The organism is Paenibacillus sp. p3-SID867 (genome assembly GCF_025142895.1).
Classification (GTDB): domain Bacteria; phylum Bacillota; class Bacilli; order Paenibacillales; family Paenibacillaceae; genus Paenibacillus_AQ.
In genome coordinates this window covers 85,492-102,730 of the sequence record NZ_JAMBDM010000020.1, presented here as the reverse complement: position 1 = coordinate 102,730, position 17,239 = coordinate 85,492, and the positions used below count along the sequence as shown (strand labels likewise).

Here is a 17,239-nt window from a genome sequence, read left to right as displayed (position 1 = left end):
AGCTCAAATGTATTCTGCTGCAGATGTGGTGACTAATTTTGGGTTTTACCATCGTGAAAATTTTGGACTCTCTCAAGCAGAAGCAGCAGCTTGTGGTACACCGGTTGTTTGTACTGAATGGGGGGGATTCAAGGATGTTGTACAGCATGGTCTAACAGGTTATTTTGTAGATGCGGTACTAACAAAACGTGGAATACGTGTGGATTGGGCCAAAGGAGTTGCTTCCGTAATTACTTTATTGCAAAGAGAGGATCTACGTGAGGAGATCGGAAGACAAGCCGCCAACTATGCACATCTACATTTTAGTATAGCTGCATTAACAAAAAATTTAGTACACGTGGTGACAGATATACAAAGTAATCTAGCTACGATGAGTAAAGGTGCATTAAATTCCATTGCTTACAAGCCAAGCCGATTTGCTGAACAATACGAGGCCCATAAACGTACATGCGGGTGGTACGCAGCTAGCACAACAACGGACACTCCTAAGTGGTATCCACCAATGTTTGAAGGTGAACAATACGAATTATATGAAAAACTTATGCAGCCTTACTCCACACGATTGGCGGAGGAACTACAAATCAATTCCCTTAGTGAAAACAGCATCCCGTATTTCACCTCGTCGGTCAGGTTCGATATTACTCGATTGCTGGTCATCTCGGAAGATCCGGTCTGGCCCAGTCGTCGATTTCTTTCGCAGAACGAGTACAGTTTGCTAAGTTTCATAGATGGTAAGCGTACTTTGAGTAACATCGTAGCTATGACAGGGATCGAACTTACTACCTGTATACTAAGTGTTTGGAATTTATATTTAGATGGCTTTTTGCTCTTCAAAAATTAGAGGTTTGAAGCACCATGGTTTACGCTGGCATGCCCGGTCACAATCATAATTTCCTTCTAAATGAATTTAGATAATTTTAAGGCATTCTGTTATCAACAATTTAAGTGATTATCATTGAATAACGGGAAACGTTAATTAAAAAATGGCTGGCATTCCTGCCCTCTTTTCATCTGATGAGTGAGTTAAGCGATAAAAAAATCTATTAATAATGTTATATTCGTATGGATTTAATGAATTAATCCTTAAATAAAATTCGATCCCTGTTAAAATATCTCACCAGCCGTTGAGTATATTGGCAGCCAATCTTTTGTGAAGTATGACCTTTAGATGCCCAATCTTTATGTGGATTCATAAAGGTGTTTTATCAACACTTTCGTTACTCTGGGTTGCTTTTTGGTTAAAAGCGGTAGAGTATGTTATTATCGCGGTAAAGCAATGCGTCATTTAAAGCTGAGATACTATTTGGAGGGAGCACTCATTAATAACATCGCAATGAAAGAAGCAATGTCCATGTTAAAGAAAACGAGCCGTACTTTTTTTATACCAATAAGTTATTTGGATTCAGGATTAAGGGAGGCTGTTGCATCAGCCTATTTATGTATGCGGGCTATAGATGAAATCGAGGATCACAATGAACTCGCTGACGAACTGAAGGTGGAACTACTTCTTGAGATTTATGAAACATTTAAAACCCACGATGTTATGGCAACCCAATTCATACTATCGCCTCATCGGACGGTATTACCGGCAGTTACGATGCAAATAGGTAAATGGGCGCTTCTATGTCCGTCTTCCAGTACCGATATCGTATATCGGTACATCTCAAAGATGGCGGTACATATGGCTGAATGGGTTCAAAACGGCTGGAGCATTCATACAGAAGAGGATCTGGACCGATATACCTATAGTGTGGCAGGTATGGTTGGAGAGATGTTATCGGAGCTTTGGTTTTGGCATGACGGAACTCGATCAGATCTAACGAAAGCGATTGCCTTCGGACGAGGTCTACAAGCGGTAAATATCCTCCGTAATAGAGAAGAGGATCTTAAACGTGGTGTTGACTTCTTTCCTGATGGTTGGGGATATAAGGAGATGCAACAGTACACACACCGCAATCTGCAAATTGCCGACTCTTATATCGCAGAGCTGAAGGATGGCCCAGCATTAATGTTTTGCAAGATTCCATTAGCGCTAGCCCAAGCTACAGTCAACCTCATCGCTTCAGGTGGAAATAAATTAACGAGGGATGCGGTTCTAAAAATTGTGAATCGTGTGACTGGGTAAATTTAATTGTCCATATTTAGATTTGAACAAGAAGCCGGAAGACCTGGGTAAAGGGTTCTTTTCTGATCGTTTAACTATTGTAAGCATAGTTACTTCGAGTAGTATCGGAGGACAATAACTTATATTCATAGCTGATTAGATGTGATTGCTGAAGGCGACAAAGTGGGTTCAACGGCACAAGGTCCGTACCTTGGCGAACTTACCGGTATAGCTGCATCAGGCAATTCTTATGTTATTTGAGGTTTATAAGATATGTGTTCACTACACTTTTGAAGTAAAAGTCCTTAACTGCAATGCTCATTAACCCCTTATGTACTATAAGCAGTTTTAAGACATGTTTGATTGTTTCATACAGTCAGTCGGAAAACGGTAGGAGTGCGCATAACGATAACATGTGCCCTTGGACCTTACGAATAAGGTGGATATTTACGACATATAGATTATAAGTCCATTCTCTTCAAGACTCCCGTGACTGCAGCGGATAAAGAGTGTATCGCAGGGTAGCCGCTTCCCAATTAAAGCGGCCTTTTTGTATTATGAAAAAGAATATGATGGTGTAGTTCAGTAACTTCCCTAAATGTAACTCCAATATAAATCATGGCTTACGCCTTAATAAACTAGTTAGGGGTATTTGCTTTTATCAATTATTTTATTTACACTATGTAATAAAAAATCAGATTTTATTGGAGGAATATTTTTATGGCGCTTCATAACTGGGCTTATATATACCTATCTCCGAAATTTAGTCCAGAAAAAAATACAGTTACTACCGGAAATGAAGATTGTAAATTTACTGCTATAGGTATTGATTTTGAGGAAAAAGAACGTGTAATACAAATCGCACAGCAACTCGTGAAAGATGGAGTTCAGATGATTGAACTATGCGGAGGTTTCGGACCTTTATGGATTGCTAAAGTAAGTGAAGCTATAGATAATGCTATTCCAGTTGGAAGTGTTGCATATGGACCTGAAGCACGCCAACCTATGCTTGATTTGCTTGCACCTGAAAAATCAAACGAGGGTTAGACCTTTTTATAATGTGTTTAACTAAATCAATTTAAGGCTTGTCCGTGGAATGGGACAAAAAGCCCTCTCCTTAAGATGATGGTAATGTTGCCATCTATATGGATTTTGTGAAAACTGGGATCAATGGCTATATAAAGGTCATTTAACCAATTAAACAAGAGAAAACTATGAAAGGTTTAAAATGTGGTTTGTTCAAATGTACCGTTAAGATCATTACTTTATAGAATTGAACTAAATATAAAATTTGAAGTCGTTTCTTCAGGGATCGGCTTTTTATATTTTCCGAGGAGGTGGTCGCCATAGCCAGAAAATGCAACACTCCAGCGGCCCAGAATTTACGACTTTCGTGAAATAGTCATTTCTTATTATGAAGTTCAAGGGATGCGGAGTGGGCAACTGTGTACTTTCGCTCATTCTGATAATAAGAAAGGCTGGATTCTAAAAAATGGCATCCAGATAATACCATAACATAGATAAGACGTTATACCGAGGGGGAATTGTGATTAAAGTTAATTTAAAAACTCTAGTTTTGATTATGGGTATATTCTTAATTTCATCATACTTAATTGGATATACGATGAATAAGGAATCAAGTGGGGAAACAAAGATTTTCGAAATTGCGAATACAGAAGAGGTTTTTGGTAAAAAGGATGAAGAAATGGTGACTGTTAGAAAGCACTATATGATTCTAAATCCACCGAAGGATTTAATACAATTGAAAGAATTAGTTGAAAAATACAGTAAGGATCATCCAGTTGAAGGTGAAATTAAAATAATAGAAGGAAAAAATCGGTTTTTTTATATGTACTTCTATAGGGAAAGCAAGGATTTTCCAAGAGACTGGCAGCCCGATGAAAGCTACATGAATACAGATCGGATAGAACATCATAAACATGATCTGATTACATCAATAATTTGGTCTGATGTAGACTCACAAAAAAAATACTATAGTTATGACAAAAGTAAGGAAGGGAAGGTAATTAAGAGAATGCATTTTATTGAGGATCAGCTTGTTGAGTGATACCTTTCCATACATGAACGAGGTGGACGCGGCCAAAGAGTTATTTCAGACATTACTGCTTTTAAACTGCCTAGACAATCAATTTTAAATAGTGTTTCTCTAAAAGAAATAAACTCATTAGCCACCTTAAGAATTGCAGATAAAAATTCTTCTTCAACAACAGTGTTTTTCGTCTCTTTGGTTGTGCCTTCAAAAATCAACCATCTTCACTAGACGTGTAATCCCTTGCTAATCTTTCTGCAGCATCCGCTTTTTCAGTTTTCGATGAATGATCTGAGACCAATTCCTCCAGAGCAGTTTCCCAATCAATAACAGCAGGTTCATTAACCGATACTTCAACAGAATCTTCAGTTGGGACTTCATTTTGTTCGTCCTCTTTCGATACCGTGTCAGTTTTATTCGTTTCGGACTCATAAGGATCCTTAGTTTCAATGTCTTGATTCGCGTATTCTTTAGTTGCTGTTTGCTCGGAGCAGGCCGATAACTGAAGAAATCCCAATATTAAAACGACACTCCATTTCATGTTTGATTTCAATGTTAGCCCTCCTAAAACTTAACAAATATAAGATCTCTGTATCAAATGAATGCATTAATTACTATGTTTAAATTTCACTAAATTAAGAACACAAGTCATGCGTGAGTAATCCAAAGCCAATGAGTGTTTTTATTGAGCGCTTTTAAAGTTTTGAGTCGGCGATATTAACTGGTATCGCGCTGCTGTCTAATTTAAACAAAAAATTCCATGGAATAATTTGTTGACTATTTCACGATGACATGCTATATTTTTTTCGGATTAAATAGTAATGATTACAATTAAGTTGCACTGAGTAAACACGGGAAGAGATAGGGGGATCAATGAAAGTCTGGCCTAGCAGGGAAACTTATGGGCAGTTCAGTAATTATTTTTAGGAGGGAAAGCGTGAACAGAATTGTTAAGGTATGTATGTACATGATCACGGTTGCACTAATAGCAGGGTGTGGTGAAGCAACTCAGGGTAAGAATGGTGAGTCGGCAATCCTAGATGAAATTATCTATGCAACTGCGAAAGATATTCATGACATGAATCCTCATTTATACACGGGATCCATGCCAGCTCAGGGAATGGTGTACGAGTCTTTGGTAGAGAACACAGAAGAAGGCATAAAACCATTGTTAGCTGAAAAATGGGAGGTTTCGGAAGATGGAAAAGTGTATACCTTTTATTTAAGAAAAAATGTGAAGTTTCATGACGGAGAGCCGTTTAATGCCGAAGCGGTCAAGCAAAATATCGATGCCGTCCAGCGTAATGCCGAAAAGCACGCTTGGATAAAACTATCGACCAAAATAGAAAGTGTGACTGTTCTAGATGATTACACCGTCCAAGTCAATTTGAGCGAATCATATTATCCTGCACTGGTCGAACTGTCCATGACGCGACCCTATGTATTTATTTCCCCCAAAGACTTCATTCAAGGTGAGTCAAAGAATGGCGTGAGTGGATCCAACGGCACAGGTCCTTACATATTTAAGGAACATCAGATCGACCAGTATGCATCCTTCACCGCCAATGAGGAGTATTGGGGAGGGACGCCAAAAATCAAAAAAATTACTGCAAAAGTACTTCCGGCCGGTGAAACTACGTTCCTCGCTTTGCAAAAAGGAGAAGTGAATTTCGTATTCACTGATGACCGGGGAGCGGACAGCCTCGATGTACAAGCGATGAACCGCTTGGTCGATACGGGGAATTACCAAATAGTCCGAAGTGACGCCATGAATACAAAAATGATCGTTGCCAACAGCAGCCAATCAGAAAGCCCGATAAGCGAAACGGCCGTCCGGGAAGCTATCTGGTATGCAATAGATCGGGAAACCATCAGCAAGGACATATTTGAAGGGACAGAAGCGGAAGCGGATCGATTGTTCTCATCCAACGTCAATTATGCAGACGTCCAATTAAAGGAGCGGGGTTATGATGTAGAAGCGTCCGAGCTCTTACTGGACCAAGCCGGATGGAAATTAGCCGGGGGCGATGACGTCAGAAGTAAGTCGGGTCAAAGGCTGGCCATGAATTTATATTACGACAGCAACTCCTCCTCACAAAAAACACAGGCTGAATTTATTCAAAATGCATTAAAATCGATTGGATTACAACTGGATATTATCGGCGAAGAATCCAGTTCCATTGCGAATCGCCGATCTACAGGGGATTATGAATTATTGTTCAATCAAACTTGGGGATTGGCGTATGATCCTCAAAGCACCATCTCGGCCTTCACTTCGGAAGCTTCTTATCTCCACACTACCAAGGGAATCGAGGAAGCAGATGACCTCTACAACCTTATTCAGAAGGTAATGGTCTCTACCGATGAAGATAACCGGACAAATTTGTATGCGGAGATCATGCGAATCGTGCATGATGAGGCTGTATTTATCCCGATTTCGAATGGCAGTGTTACGGTGCTCGCACCTAAGGCATTAAAAGGGATTGCTTTCAAACAAACGCAATTCGAACTCCCATTCGAACGCATGTATTTTGAATAGGACAGATCATCATTCGATAAGGAGACATGTATGGGAAGTTATATTATTAAACGTCTATTATTGTCCGTTCCAATTCTGGTCGTCATATCGTTTTTGACTTTCCTATTGATTAATCTGTCTCCGATGGACCCTGTGGAAGTAGTGCTTCGCGCCCAGGAGGTCCCTGAAATCACGGACGAGCTGGTTGCCAAAACGAGGGAAGAGCTGGGAATGAATCAGCCATTCCTTAAACAGTATGCAGACTGGGTGTTAGCCTGTCTTCGACTGGATTTTGGAGAGTCCTATGTAACAGGGCAATCGGTTTGGTCATTAATAGGCCCGGCATTTCTTAATACGTTAAAGCTAACTTTGGTTTCTTCAGTCATCATTATCATGCTGTCCATCATCTTGGGGGTTGTTTGTGCACTCAATGAAGGTAAGTTATTGGATCGATCAATCAGAGGGTGGTCCTTCATTCTGACCGCAATGCCTTCCTATTGGCTGGCCTCGCTTATGATCTGGTATTTTTCCGTCCATTTGGACCTATTACCGACAAGCGGGATGGATTCTTATCAAAGCTACATTCTACCGGTGACGGTCATATCAATGGCATATGTAGGCATTTACTTCAGAAACGTAAGAAGCTCCATGCTCTTTCAATTACACGAAGATTATGTAGTCTATGGGAGAGCTTGCGGTTTGCCTGAGAGGAAGATCACCATTCATATTCTACGAAATTCCTTGCAGGTTGCCGTATCCATATTTTGCATGGCCATTCCGATTATATTGGGAAGTACGGTCGTTATCGAAAATGTATTTGCATGGCCGGGACACGGTCGTCTAAGCATAAAGTCGATTCTGAGCAGAGACTTCCCAGTCATACAGGCTTATGTCCTTATTATGGCCGTAGCTTTTGTATTGTTTAACACCCTGGCTGATCTGATTAATGCGGCATTGAATCCGAAGCTAAGGAAGGAAATCTAATGAGAGTCCTGAAAAATTTAAGCAATGACAAGCTAGCCATGCTGTCTCTGATTGTTATTGCAGCAATCATAATCGTAGGAGTCGCAGCTCCATTGTTCGCTCCGCATGATCCTAACGAAGTAAATATGAATCTTCGATATGGGGGGATTTCCTGGTCTCATTGGCTTGGTAACGATCATTTAGGGAGAGATATTCTATCCCGGCTGATTTACGGCATTCGCCCCAGTATCCTTTGGGTTTTAGTTGCACTCTTGGCATCTGTAGGCGTGGGGGCGATTATAGGCTTTATCTCAGGTTACTTTCGCGGGAAAACAGATAAGGTATTCATGAGACTATGCGATATTATGCTATCCTTTCCGGGATATGTCATGACCTTAGCGGTCGTGGGCATTCTGGGGGCGGGACTCGAGAACATATTGATTGCATTCGTTGCTATGAAATGGGCGTGGTTTGCCCGCGTCATCAGGACATCGGTCATGCAGTATTCCGAGATGGATTATGTCAAGTTTTCAAAAGCAGCGGGCATCAACAATCGCAAGATCATCCTTCAACATATTGTTCCCGTGACGTTTTCCGATATTGCAGTTACTGCAAGCGGTTCGATGTGTTCCATGATTCTGCAAATTTCAGGATTATCATTTCTTGGATTGGGAATAAAGGCCCCGCACGCCGAATGGGGAATGATGCTGAATGAGGCGAGAGAGGTAATGTTCTCGCGTCCGGAACTCATGCTTGCGCCTGGGCTGGCCATAGTAGTTGCCGTCTTAGCATTTAATTTTTTGGCGGATGGACTTCGGGATGCGTTGGATCCGAAACGAATGAACTCAGGAAGAATGCAAAGAAAAGCAGAGGTGGAGAAACCGGCCTATGAGTATGCTTGAGGTTAATCAACTGAGGGTATGGAACGCGAAAGATGGGAAAGAGATCATCCATAACAGCTCGTTTCAATTAAAGTCAGGCACCTGTCTGGCCATCGTAGGGGAAAGCGGAAGCGGTAAATCCATGACATGCAGGTCGATTATCCGATTACACAAGCCAGGTATTCGTCAATCCGGAAATATCTTGTTTAAAGGGGATGATTTAACCCTACTCCCGGAGAAGGAAATGAGAAAAAGACGTGGCAAATACATTTGCATGATCATGCAGAATGGAATGAGCGCATTTGATCCATCATGCGTAGTCGGCGTGCATTTCAAGGAGACGCTAAAGCAGCATTTTGGCTGGGGTAAAAGCGAGGCAGAATCCATCATGATCAATGCCATGAAGAGCGTCATGCTTCATGATCCACAGGAGATCATGAATAAATACCCTTACCAATTGTCGGGCGGGATGCTGCAGCGATTAATGATTGCATTGGCATTGGTGCTTGAACCCGACGTTATTATCGCGGACGAACCGACTACAGCACTGGATACGATTTCTCAATATGAAGTGCTCGAGCAACTGATCCAGCTTCGCGAACGCACGGGAAGTTCTATGATATTTGTTTCCCACGATCTGGGGGTTGTAAGGAAGATTGCGGACGAAGTGATTGTGATGAGAAACGGCGAGATTGTTGAAAGGGGCATAACCGAAACGGTATTTGCATCAGCGAACCACGCATACACCCAATACTTGGTTTCTACTCGCCTCGAGCTGAGCAACCATTTCAATTCCATCATGAAAGGGGAGTAATCCGTGCTGAAAGTCGAAGGCGTCGATAAATCCTACCGCATTGGTGGATGGTTGACGGGGAGAAGGCAAAACATTCTCAAAAACGTAAGTTTTGAATGCAGGAGAGGGGAATGTCTTGGCATCATTGGAGAAAGCGGGAGCGGGAAGTCAACGCTCGGACGACTCATCTTGGGCATCGAGAAGCCAGATAGTGGAAGGATCGTTTTCGAAGGGAACAATGTGACACACCGACAAACCAGATTGGGCAATATCAGTGCAGTATTTCAAGATTATACATCTTCCATTAACCCGTACTTTACGGTTGAAGAAGCCGTGATGGAACCATTGAAAGCTCTGAGAAAACCCGGAAACGATCTTCGAGGCAAAGTCGACGTTCTGTTGGGTCGAGTCGGGTTGGATTCTTCGTACAAAAAAAAGTATCCTCATGAGTTGTCCGGAGGGGAAGTGCAAAGGGTTTGCATCGCAAGAGCCGTTTCAACGGAGCCAAAGTGCATTGTGTTCGATGAAGCCGTGAGTTCCTTGGATGTATCTGTTCAAATTCAAGTTCTACGATTATTAAAGGAACTTAAAAAAATCTATCAGATGAGTTATGTCTTTATTACCCATGACATACAAGCAGCAGCTTACCTTTGCGACCGGATCCTTATTTTTAAAAGTGGTCAGGTTGAAGAGACCGTTCATGTCGAGCAATTAAAGCAGGTCCAATCGGACTATGCCAAGCGACTGATCGATCACTTGATTACATTTTGACATTTTCAACGCAGGAGGATTGAATGATGAGTGGAGCGATGTCTTGGCCATTTCTGCGTTTATATTTGCTCACACTGCTATATTTCAGCGCCAATGCCATTCTGAACGTCATCATACCGCTTCAGGGAGCTGCATGGGGAGCAAGCGGCACAACGATCGGCATTATTATGGGCGCTTACATGTTTACAACTATGTTTTTTCGGCCGTGGGCCGGCCAATGGATCCAAAAGTACGGACCAATTAGGGTGCTTCGCATTATTCTCTTGGTCAACGCTGCTGCTTTAATACTGTATTCATTCACCGGGTTAGGTGGGTATTTGCTTGCAAGAATACTGCAGGGTGTTTCAACAGCATTTTTTTCGATGGCCCTGCAGATTGGCATTATTGACGCTTTGCCAGAGAAAGATCGTTCTCAAGGCATCTCCTTTTACTCTTTATTTTCATATATTCCGGGCATTATCGGTCCTGTTTTTGCTATAGGTTTCTGGCAAACGAACGGGATGGACTCCATATCGATCATCTTAATCCTGATTGCTATCAGTACTGGTCTTTTCGGTTACGCAGTTAAAATGGACCCGGCAACGGGAACTTCCGATACGCAGACCACGAATTCAGGGGTATTTCAGTCCTTTGGTCAGATCATAAAAAATCCACTCATGTTCAAATGCAGTGTACTGATGCTCTCGTCGTCGATCGTGTTTGGAGCGGTAACCACGTTTATGCCGCTGTACGGTTCTCAGTTAGAGAGCGGCCATGCCGGTATCTATTTGATGCTTCAAGCTGCTGTTGTAGTCGCTGCTCGTTTCACGCTAAGAAAAAGAATCCCATCTGATGGCAAATGGCATTCGTGGTTTGTCATGGGAATCATGTTTCTCATTGCCCTCGCTTCCCTATGCATCAGTATTTCTCAACTATGGGGTTCTCTGTTTCTGTACGTAGGAGCCATTGTTATGGGCATTGCGCAGGCGCTCCTGTATCCGACACTAACAACTTATTTATCTTTTGTATTGCCTCAACAAAGCCGCAATGTATTGATAGGCTTGTTTATCGCAATGGCCGATCTCGGAGTTTCTTTGGGCGGTGTCGTTATGGGACCGATCGCCGATGTTCTATCTTACTCCTCCATGTACTTGATCTGTGCTGCCTTGGGACTGATTATGATTGTTTTTGCATATGGGCGCAGAGATAGGAAGGCTTCGAGAAGTCAGGCCAGTGAAGAAGAAAATGTTCAGAGTACATAGCTTCATCCGTATTAATCGTAATAATTACACTGGATTTAAAGGAGATGTAACCCATGCGCAAACGACTAGGTATCGTATTTTTGATAATTGCAGCACTCATTTCTGGCTGCAGCAGTGTTCCCCAAGACCCGCCTCAAGAAACGGGGACTGAAAATGCAACGGACAGAACGGATCCAAATGTTGAAAAAGCAACGCCAAGTGCTGAAGAGGCAGCGTCAAATGAGGAAGGAAAAAACTCCGAAGCGACATTCAAGGATGTTACCGGAACGGAAATATCCGTTGACCTCCCGGTGGAGAAGATTGCTTGTTTAACAGAGATCTGCGTAGATGCCCTGGGATTGAAACCAGCTGCAGTAACTGCAGGAGGACTTGCGCCAGAACCGGAGTTTTATGGTGAGGAAGCAGCAAGCCTTGGACAAATTGGAGGAAGCTTCTTTGAACCCAATTTGGAGGATATTTCGTTAGCGGGGCCAGATCTGGTCATCGGATTGGAAGGAACCCATGAAGGTTTACGGGAAGGCTTAGCCGGCATTGCTCCGCTGTACATCGTCCAGCCCAAGAGTATGCAAGAATCGATCGAGTTCCTGCAGCATATGGGCCAGTTGACCGGAAGAATAGCGGAAGCCGAAGCGGCCGAGAAGCGCTTGCTGGATAAATTCAACTTCTACAAAGAACACAGCCCGAAGGATAAAACCGCGTTGGTCATGTATGGGTCTGATGTAAATTTCGGAATCGATACGGCCGGGTCACTCGTAGGCTCGGTGCTGGCGGAAGTGACGCAATACCCATGGCCCGCACCAGAGGCCGATGGCGGCCATCAAGCAGGGGGGATGGCTTATTCGTTGGAAAAAGTGCTTGAGAACGATCCGGATTACATTTTTGTCGAGACCTTCACGTTCAGCCCCGATTCACAGCCATTATCCGAGCAGTTCAAGACGAATCCGCTGTGGTCCAGACTCAGCGCGGTAAAGAATGGACAGGTTCATGAGATGCGCACATCCGTATGGGCGAGCGGCAGAGGAACGCGTTCGCTCGGCATCATATTAGACGAAGCGATGAGCATCCTGTATCCCGAGCTTTATAAGAAAGCGGTGGAATAGCATTGCAGCGTACCGATTCCACCATAGTCAAGAGAGCAAAAATAGGGGGTGCGCCCCTTTTTTTTGCCTTGTTTATCATGCTGGCTGCTGCTATGGCGGTAGGCATGAAGTACGGCTACCCGGAAATATCCTGGTCAAGTTTGCGGCAGCTGCTGTTCTTAAACGGGGGAACCGAACTTGAGAGGGTGTCCGTTATGGAGATCAGGCTCCCTCGAATCGTACTAGGATGCATTGCCGGAGCGATGCTGGGGTTATGCGGCGTTCTTCTGCAGGATGGACTTCGAAATTCATTAGCAGGTCCGGAGTTGTTAGGTGTTTCTTCGGGAGCTTCGTTTATGATGGCCCTTATTACGGTTTTACATGTTCCTGTCTCCTACGGCATGCAGCCGTGGTTTGCCCTTCTTGGGGGACTGATAGGCGGGGCTGTGGTTATCTTGGCAGCTGGGGGAAGAAATGGAGGCATACATATAATCCTTATTGGCGCTGCAGTAACTGCGATCATGAATGGATTGGTGGTATGGGTGATTACGATGGGGTCATCCAATAGTGCAAGCCTCTTGTTTACGTTCCTGATGGGGAATTTGGCGAACCGCAATTGGACTCATGTCGGTCATCTGTTGCCCTGGGCGCTCGTTATGATTCCCCTTTCCCTAAGCTTCGCCAGATCTTTGAACGTAATGCGCTTGGGGAGCGAGACGGCCGAAGGTCTGGGACTTCATGTCATGCGGGTGCGTATTTATCTGCTTATCGTATGCTGCGCGATGACGGCAGCGGTTGTATCCCAGTGCGGACCCATTGGCTATATCGCCTTGATCGCTCCTCACCTTATACGGAGCTTATCACAGCAATATGACGCAAAGTTCGTTCTACCATTCTCGGCAATGCTCGGAGCCGTACTGTTAACAACAGCCGATGTCCTTGCACGAACCGTATTTATGCCCAGGGAAGTGCCTGTCGGGCTTTGGACGACTCTAATCGGCGGACCTGTTATTATCGCATTGTTTTTGCGTAAGCTTGGGGGGCGGTCTTCAGAATGAACAAGCTGATCCGTAATCGCAATCCCTATGAGATGACATATAAGATCGGACTCATGGTAGCCTTGCTGCTTGTCCTGATTCTGTGTGTCATGCATATCGCATTTGGCAAAGTGGTGATTTCACCGCAGCATATTCTGCGTGCATTGGCAAACGTGCATGAAGAGGCACATCATCGACAAATCATATGGCAGCTTCGACTGCCAAGGACTTTGATTGCGCTTGTAGCGGGTGCCATGCTGGGTCTGGCAGGAGCGATTCTTCAGTCCATAACCCGCAACCCGTTGGCAGAGCCAGGATTGCTCGGCGTATCGGCAGGCTCGGTGTTGATGATCGTCATATGGATCACTTTTGCTCACGGGTTAGGAGACGCGACAAAATATCTTCCTTTGGTTGCATGGATCGGCGGTATTGGCACCGTCCTCTTTGTAAACACATTAAGTCTAGGTAAGGGAATGGATATCACCAGGCTTGCGTTAGTCGGAATACTAATGGGCAGTGTATTGCAATCCTGCACCTCATTGATCCTGCTCCGGCATACGGAAGCGGTCGGCAGCATCTTGTTATGGATGATCGGATCCCTTAATGGCCGGGTCTGGGTGCATTGGGATATGCTTTGGCCTTGGGCTTTACTGATCATTCCTCTCGGTCTTCTTAGCGCTGGAGCTGCGAATGCGTTGCAATTGGGGCAGTCTACGGCGGCTAGTCTGGGCGTACCTGTTCGCCGAATGAGATGGATGATGCTGATCCTAGCAGCAATGCTGACCGCCGGAGCGGTTGCAGCCGTTGGCGCAATCGGATTTATCGGTCTTATCGGTCCTCATATTGCAAGAAAGCTGGTAGGCCAAGATGCAAGAAGATTATTCCCTTTCAGTACGGTTGTCACAGGCGTGCTGCTGCTCGGCGCCGATGTCATTGCTCAGGCCGTGTCGTTCGAGCTGCATGTATTCGGTTTAAGTTCGCAAGTTTCCCTTCCGGTAGGGGCAGTTACCGCCTTTATGGGGGCTCCTTTTTTTCTGTATCTCATTAAGCAAAAAAGAAAATCACATTAAATGTTTCAACGAACAAGGAGACAGAGACGAAGATGAAAGAAGATCAATCCCAAAAACCCTTGCTGGAAGCTCAGAAAATAGAGCTGCGATATAACGACAAACCCATCCTCAAAGAGCTGTCCATGGATATCCTATCGGGTGGTGTGACCGCGCTCTTGGGCACGAACGGATCCGGCAAATCCACGCTGCTTAAAACCATGGCACGGCTGCTTATGCCGCAGAAAGGGTGTGTATATCTGGATGGGCATGCCATTGCAAAAGAATCTCCGAGGGCCTTGGCAAGGAAAATGGCGATACTCCCTCAGTCACCGGAGGTTCCGATGGCCATAACGGTCAGAGAGCTGGTAGAGCAGGGACGGTATCCTCACGTAGGTCCGCTGCGGATGTTGAAAAAGCAGGATCATGCTGCAATCGAAGAGGCGCTTGAGGTTACCGGAATGCAAGCTTTCGAGCAGCGGCCGCTGGATTCCCTTTCGGGGGGAGAAAGGCAGCGAGCGTGGATTGCCATGGCGATCGCGCAGTCGACTCCCGTGTTAATGCTGGATGAGCCTACGACATTTTTGGATGTTCGACATCAGTTGGAGATATTGGAGCTCGTTAGAAGGCTGAATCAAGAGAGAGGGACTACGATTATTGTTGTGCTTCATGATTTGAATCAGGCGGCGAGATACGCAGATCGAATGGTTGTTCTAAAGGACGGGCGGGTTGTACAGGATGGTACGCCGGATCGAGTGCTGACTGAAGCTGTGCTGCAGGAAGTGTTCGGAATACACGCTACGGTGTTGAAGGATCCTGTGGCGGGAACGCCTATCTTCCTGCCCCATTCCATCGTTCATCGCGAAGGATAAGGAATTGCTCAACGCTTGCAAAATCAAGGGCTGGTAGACCAGGGATCCATGATCATCTTTGGTCTATTCGCTGTGGTTTTTTTGGAGCCAAGATAATTTGTGATCCTAACGACGTGATGTATCGAAATATAGACGTTTGACATTTTGAATAAAAGGAATTATATTAGGGTTGTCATAAATCGTAATCATTACGAATAATATGGATTAGTCTATTTTAAGTCCAATATCAAGTCACAAGGAGAAGAATGCAATGACACAACAACAAATCCCCGTAACGGTACTCAGCGGGTATCTAGGTTCGGGAAAAACAACGGTATTAAATCACGTTTTGAATAACCGGCAAGGACTGAAGGTCGCTGTCATTGTAAATGACATGAGCGAGATTAACATTGATGCAGCGCTGGTTAAGGGAGAGGCGTCCTTATCACGCACGGAAGAGAAGCTGGTCGAGATGTCCAACGGATGCATATGCTGCACGCTGCGAGATGATTTAATGGAGGAAATTGAAAAACTCGCAAATGAACAACGGTTTGATTACATTCTGATTGAATCCACAGGCATCAGCGAACCGATCCCGGTCGCTCAGACATTTACATATGCCGACGAAGAGACAGGGATTGATCTAACGAATCTGGCCAAACTCGATTGTTTGGTAACCGTCGTGGACGCTAATCGATTCTGGCAGGATTTCGCATCCGGTCAGAGCCTTCTGGACCGCAATCAGGGCGCAGGAAGCGAAGATGATCGTGATGTCGTGGATTTGCTGATCGATCAGATCGAAACTTGCGATGTACTGCTGCTAAATAAATGTGATCTCGTGGATGACGCGGAATTGAACAAGCTTGAAGCTGTCCTTCGGAAGCTGCAGCCGAGCGCCAAGATCATTCGTACCTGGAATGGGCAAGTCGATCCGTCTGAGATCTTGAATACGGGATTGTTTGATTTTGAACGTGTAAGCATGTCAGCTGGATGGATCCAGGAGTTACAAAAAGAAACGCATGTCCCGGAGACCGAAGAGTATGGAATTAGTTCCTTCGTGTATCGTCGCAGAAGACCCTTTCATCCATCCCGGTTGGCTGAATTCATGGGGGAATGGCCTGAACAGGTTGTTCGAGCCAAAGGACTGGTGTGGTTGGCTGCAGATGGAGATGTTGCGGCAAGCTTAAGCCAAGCCGGCCCCTCGATTCAGTTTGGACCCGCTGGATATTGGGTTGCCGCTCTTCCTGCAGCCGAAAGAGAGGAGATTTTACGAACCGAGGAGGATGTTCGGGCGAAATGGGACACCGATTGGGGAGACCGGCAAACCGAGTTGGTGATGATCGGGATCGACATGGATCGGGAGAATGTTGAGGATGCGTTGGATCAGTGTCTGCTTACAGATGAGGAAATGAGCTTGAATTGGGCGCGCTTTGAGAATCCATTGCCTTGGATTGCATAGCTGATAGAGCGGCTATTGATTTAAAATTACGTGAACAGCGCGCTAGAAGAATAAACCGAGGGATAGGAGGTATTTTTGCGTGGACCCATTTACGTACAAAAGGATCTGTGCAATTCTCGAGGGTTACATTGCCGTGAAAGTACCTGCGGATCTTAGGGCGTCTGTTCGGCTAACGTATCGGACTCTTGAAGATACCGTCATCCTTTCGGAAGAAAGACCCGATTGGGATCGACGGGAGTGGATGTCTACCGAGCTAGTGCAATTTCATTTCCACAAAGGTACATGGAGAGTCTATGCCAAGCCGAACGGCAATGAATGGATTCCAGTTTCGTCTATTAATCCCAGCAATGATTTTGAAGAGGTGCTGGAGCAGGTAGAAATTGATGCCCAAGAGGTTATATGGGTTACTTAAACCGGGATACATCCATCTATATACACACTGAAGG

At 44.6% G+C, this 17,239-nt stretch carries 17 protein-coding genes; 16 read left to right on the top strand and 1 reads right to left on the bottom strand.

What is annotated here, in order from left to right:
- The 4 genes from M4D81_RS29025 to M4D81_RS29010 all read left to right on the top strand — a co-directional run.
- Positions 1 to 841 (top strand): glycosyltransferase (locus M4D81_RS29025; protein ID WP_260068988.1); only part of this gene is annotated, 841 nt, incomplete at its 5' end.
- A gap of 504 nt (positions 842 to 1,345) precedes the next feature.
- Positions 1,346 to 2,125 carry a phytoene/squalene synthase family protein gene (locus tag M4D81_RS29020; RefSeq protein ID WP_260068994.1) on the top strand — a complete coding sequence of 260 codons (780 nt, stop codon included), beginning with the start codon at positions 1,346 to 1,348 and terminating at the stop codon, positions 2,123 to 2,125.
- Positions 2,126 to 2,824: 699 nt separating this feature from the next.
- The gene (locus M4D81_RS29015; RefSeq protein ID WP_260068987.1) at positions 2,825 to 3,151 is read left to right on the top strand and encodes a DUF6506 family protein; all 327 of its coding nucleotides are present in this window, start codon (positions 2,825 to 2,827) and stop codon (positions 3,149 to 3,151) included.
- A gap of 499 nt (positions 3,152 to 3,650) precedes the next feature.
- Entirely contained in the window at positions 3,651 to 4,172 is a 522-nt protein-coding gene (locus tag M4D81_RS29010) for a hypothetical protein (RefSeq protein WP_260068986.1), read from the top strand.
- Between the two features lie 196 nt (positions 4,173 to 4,368).
- Here the strand turns inward: M4D81_RS29010 and M4D81_RS29005 are convergent, their stop codons facing one another.
- Positions 4,369 to 4,707: a hypothetical protein gene (locus M4D81_RS29005; RefSeq protein ID WP_260068985.1), complete on the bottom strand. Its 339-nt coding sequence runs from the start codon at positions 4,705 to 4,707 to the stop codon at positions 4,369 to 4,371.
- A 408-nt stretch (positions 4,708 to 5,115) separates the two neighbouring features.
- Between M4D81_RS29005 and cntA the strand changes: the two genes are divergently transcribed.
- The 12 genes from cntA (at position 5,116) to M4D81_RS28945 (ending at position 17,205) form a co-directional block, all read left to right on the top strand.
- On the top strand, positions 5,116 to 6,693 hold the full coding sequence (cntA, locus tag M4D81_RS29000) for a staphylopine-dependent metal ABC transporter substrate-binding lipoprotein (RefSeq protein ID WP_397376784.1): 1,578 nt from the start codon (positions 5,116 to 5,118) through the stop codon (positions 6,691 to 6,693).
- Between the two features lie 30 nt (positions 6,694 to 6,723).
- Complete coding sequence (opp1B, locus tag M4D81_RS28995; RefSeq protein ID WP_260068983.1) at positions 6,724 to 7,656, top strand: nickel/cobalt ABC transporter permease; 933 nt, start codon at positions 6,724 to 6,726, stop codon at positions 7,654 to 7,656.
- Complete coding sequence (cntC, locus tag M4D81_RS28990) at positions 7,656 to 8,537, top strand: staphylopine uptake ABC transporter permease subunit CntC (RefSeq protein WP_260068982.1); 882 nt, start codon at positions 7,656 to 7,658, stop codon at positions 8,535 to 8,537. Before opp1B ends, cntC begins: the two co-directional genes overlap by 1 nt.
- Complete coding sequence (gene cntD, locus M4D81_RS28985) at positions 8,524 to 9,330, top strand: staphylopine uptake ABC transporter ATP-binding protein CntD (protein WP_260068981.1); 807 nt, start codon at positions 8,524 to 8,526, stop codon at positions 9,328 to 9,330. The genes cntC and cntD overlap by 14 nt, the downstream gene beginning before the upstream one ends.
- A 3-nt stretch (positions 9,331 to 9,333) precedes the next feature.
- Positions 9,334 to 10,080 carry an ABC transporter ATP-binding protein gene (locus M4D81_RS28980; RefSeq protein WP_260068980.1) on the top strand — a complete coding sequence of 249 codons (747 nt, stop codon included), beginning with the start codon at positions 9,334 to 9,336 and terminating at the stop codon, positions 10,078 to 10,080.
- Positions 10,081 to 10,106: 26 nt separating this feature from the next.
- Positions 10,107 to 11,321: a staphylopine family metallophore export MFS transporter CntE gene (gene cntE, locus M4D81_RS28975; RefSeq protein WP_260068993.1), complete on the top strand. Its 1,215-nt coding sequence runs from the start codon at positions 10,107 to 10,109 to the stop codon at positions 11,319 to 11,321.
- Between the two features lie 53 nt (positions 11,322 to 11,374).
- Positions 11,375 to 12,421, top strand: coding sequence for an ABC transporter substrate-binding protein (locus M4D81_RS28970; RefSeq protein ID WP_260068979.1), 1,047 nt, complete (start codon positions 11,375 to 11,377; stop codon positions 12,419 to 12,421).
- A 2-nt stretch (positions 12,422 to 12,423) separates the two neighbouring features.
- On the top strand, positions 12,424 to 13,458 hold the full coding sequence (locus tag M4D81_RS28965; RefSeq protein ID WP_260068978.1) for a FecCD family ABC transporter permease: 1,035 nt from the start codon (positions 12,424 to 12,426) through the stop codon (positions 13,456 to 13,458).
- The gene (locus tag M4D81_RS28960) at positions 13,455 to 14,507 is read left to right on the top strand and encodes a FecCD family ABC transporter permease (protein ID WP_260068977.1); all 1,053 of its coding nucleotides are present in this window, start codon (positions 13,455 to 13,457) and stop codon (positions 14,505 to 14,507) included. Before M4D81_RS28965 ends, M4D81_RS28960 begins: the two co-directional genes overlap by 4 nt.
- Before the next feature lie 32 nt (positions 14,508 to 14,539).
- Positions 14,540 to 15,355: an ABC transporter ATP-binding protein gene (locus M4D81_RS28955; protein ID WP_260068976.1), complete on the top strand. Its 816-nt coding sequence runs from the start codon at positions 14,540 to 14,542 to the stop codon at positions 15,353 to 15,355.
- Between the two features lie 250 nt (positions 15,356 to 15,605).
- Positions 15,606 to 16,793, top strand: a complete 1,188-nt coding sequence (locus M4D81_RS28950) for a GTP-binding protein (RefSeq protein ID WP_260068975.1) — start codon at positions 15,606 to 15,608, stop codon at positions 16,791 to 16,793.
- 79 nt (positions 16,794 to 16,872) lie between these two features.
- Positions 16,873 to 17,205, top strand: coding sequence for a DUF3024 domain-containing protein (locus M4D81_RS28945; protein WP_194542669.1), 333 nt, complete (start codon positions 16,873 to 16,875; stop codon positions 17,203 to 17,205).
- Positions 17,206 to 17,239: the final 34 nt, after the last annotated feature.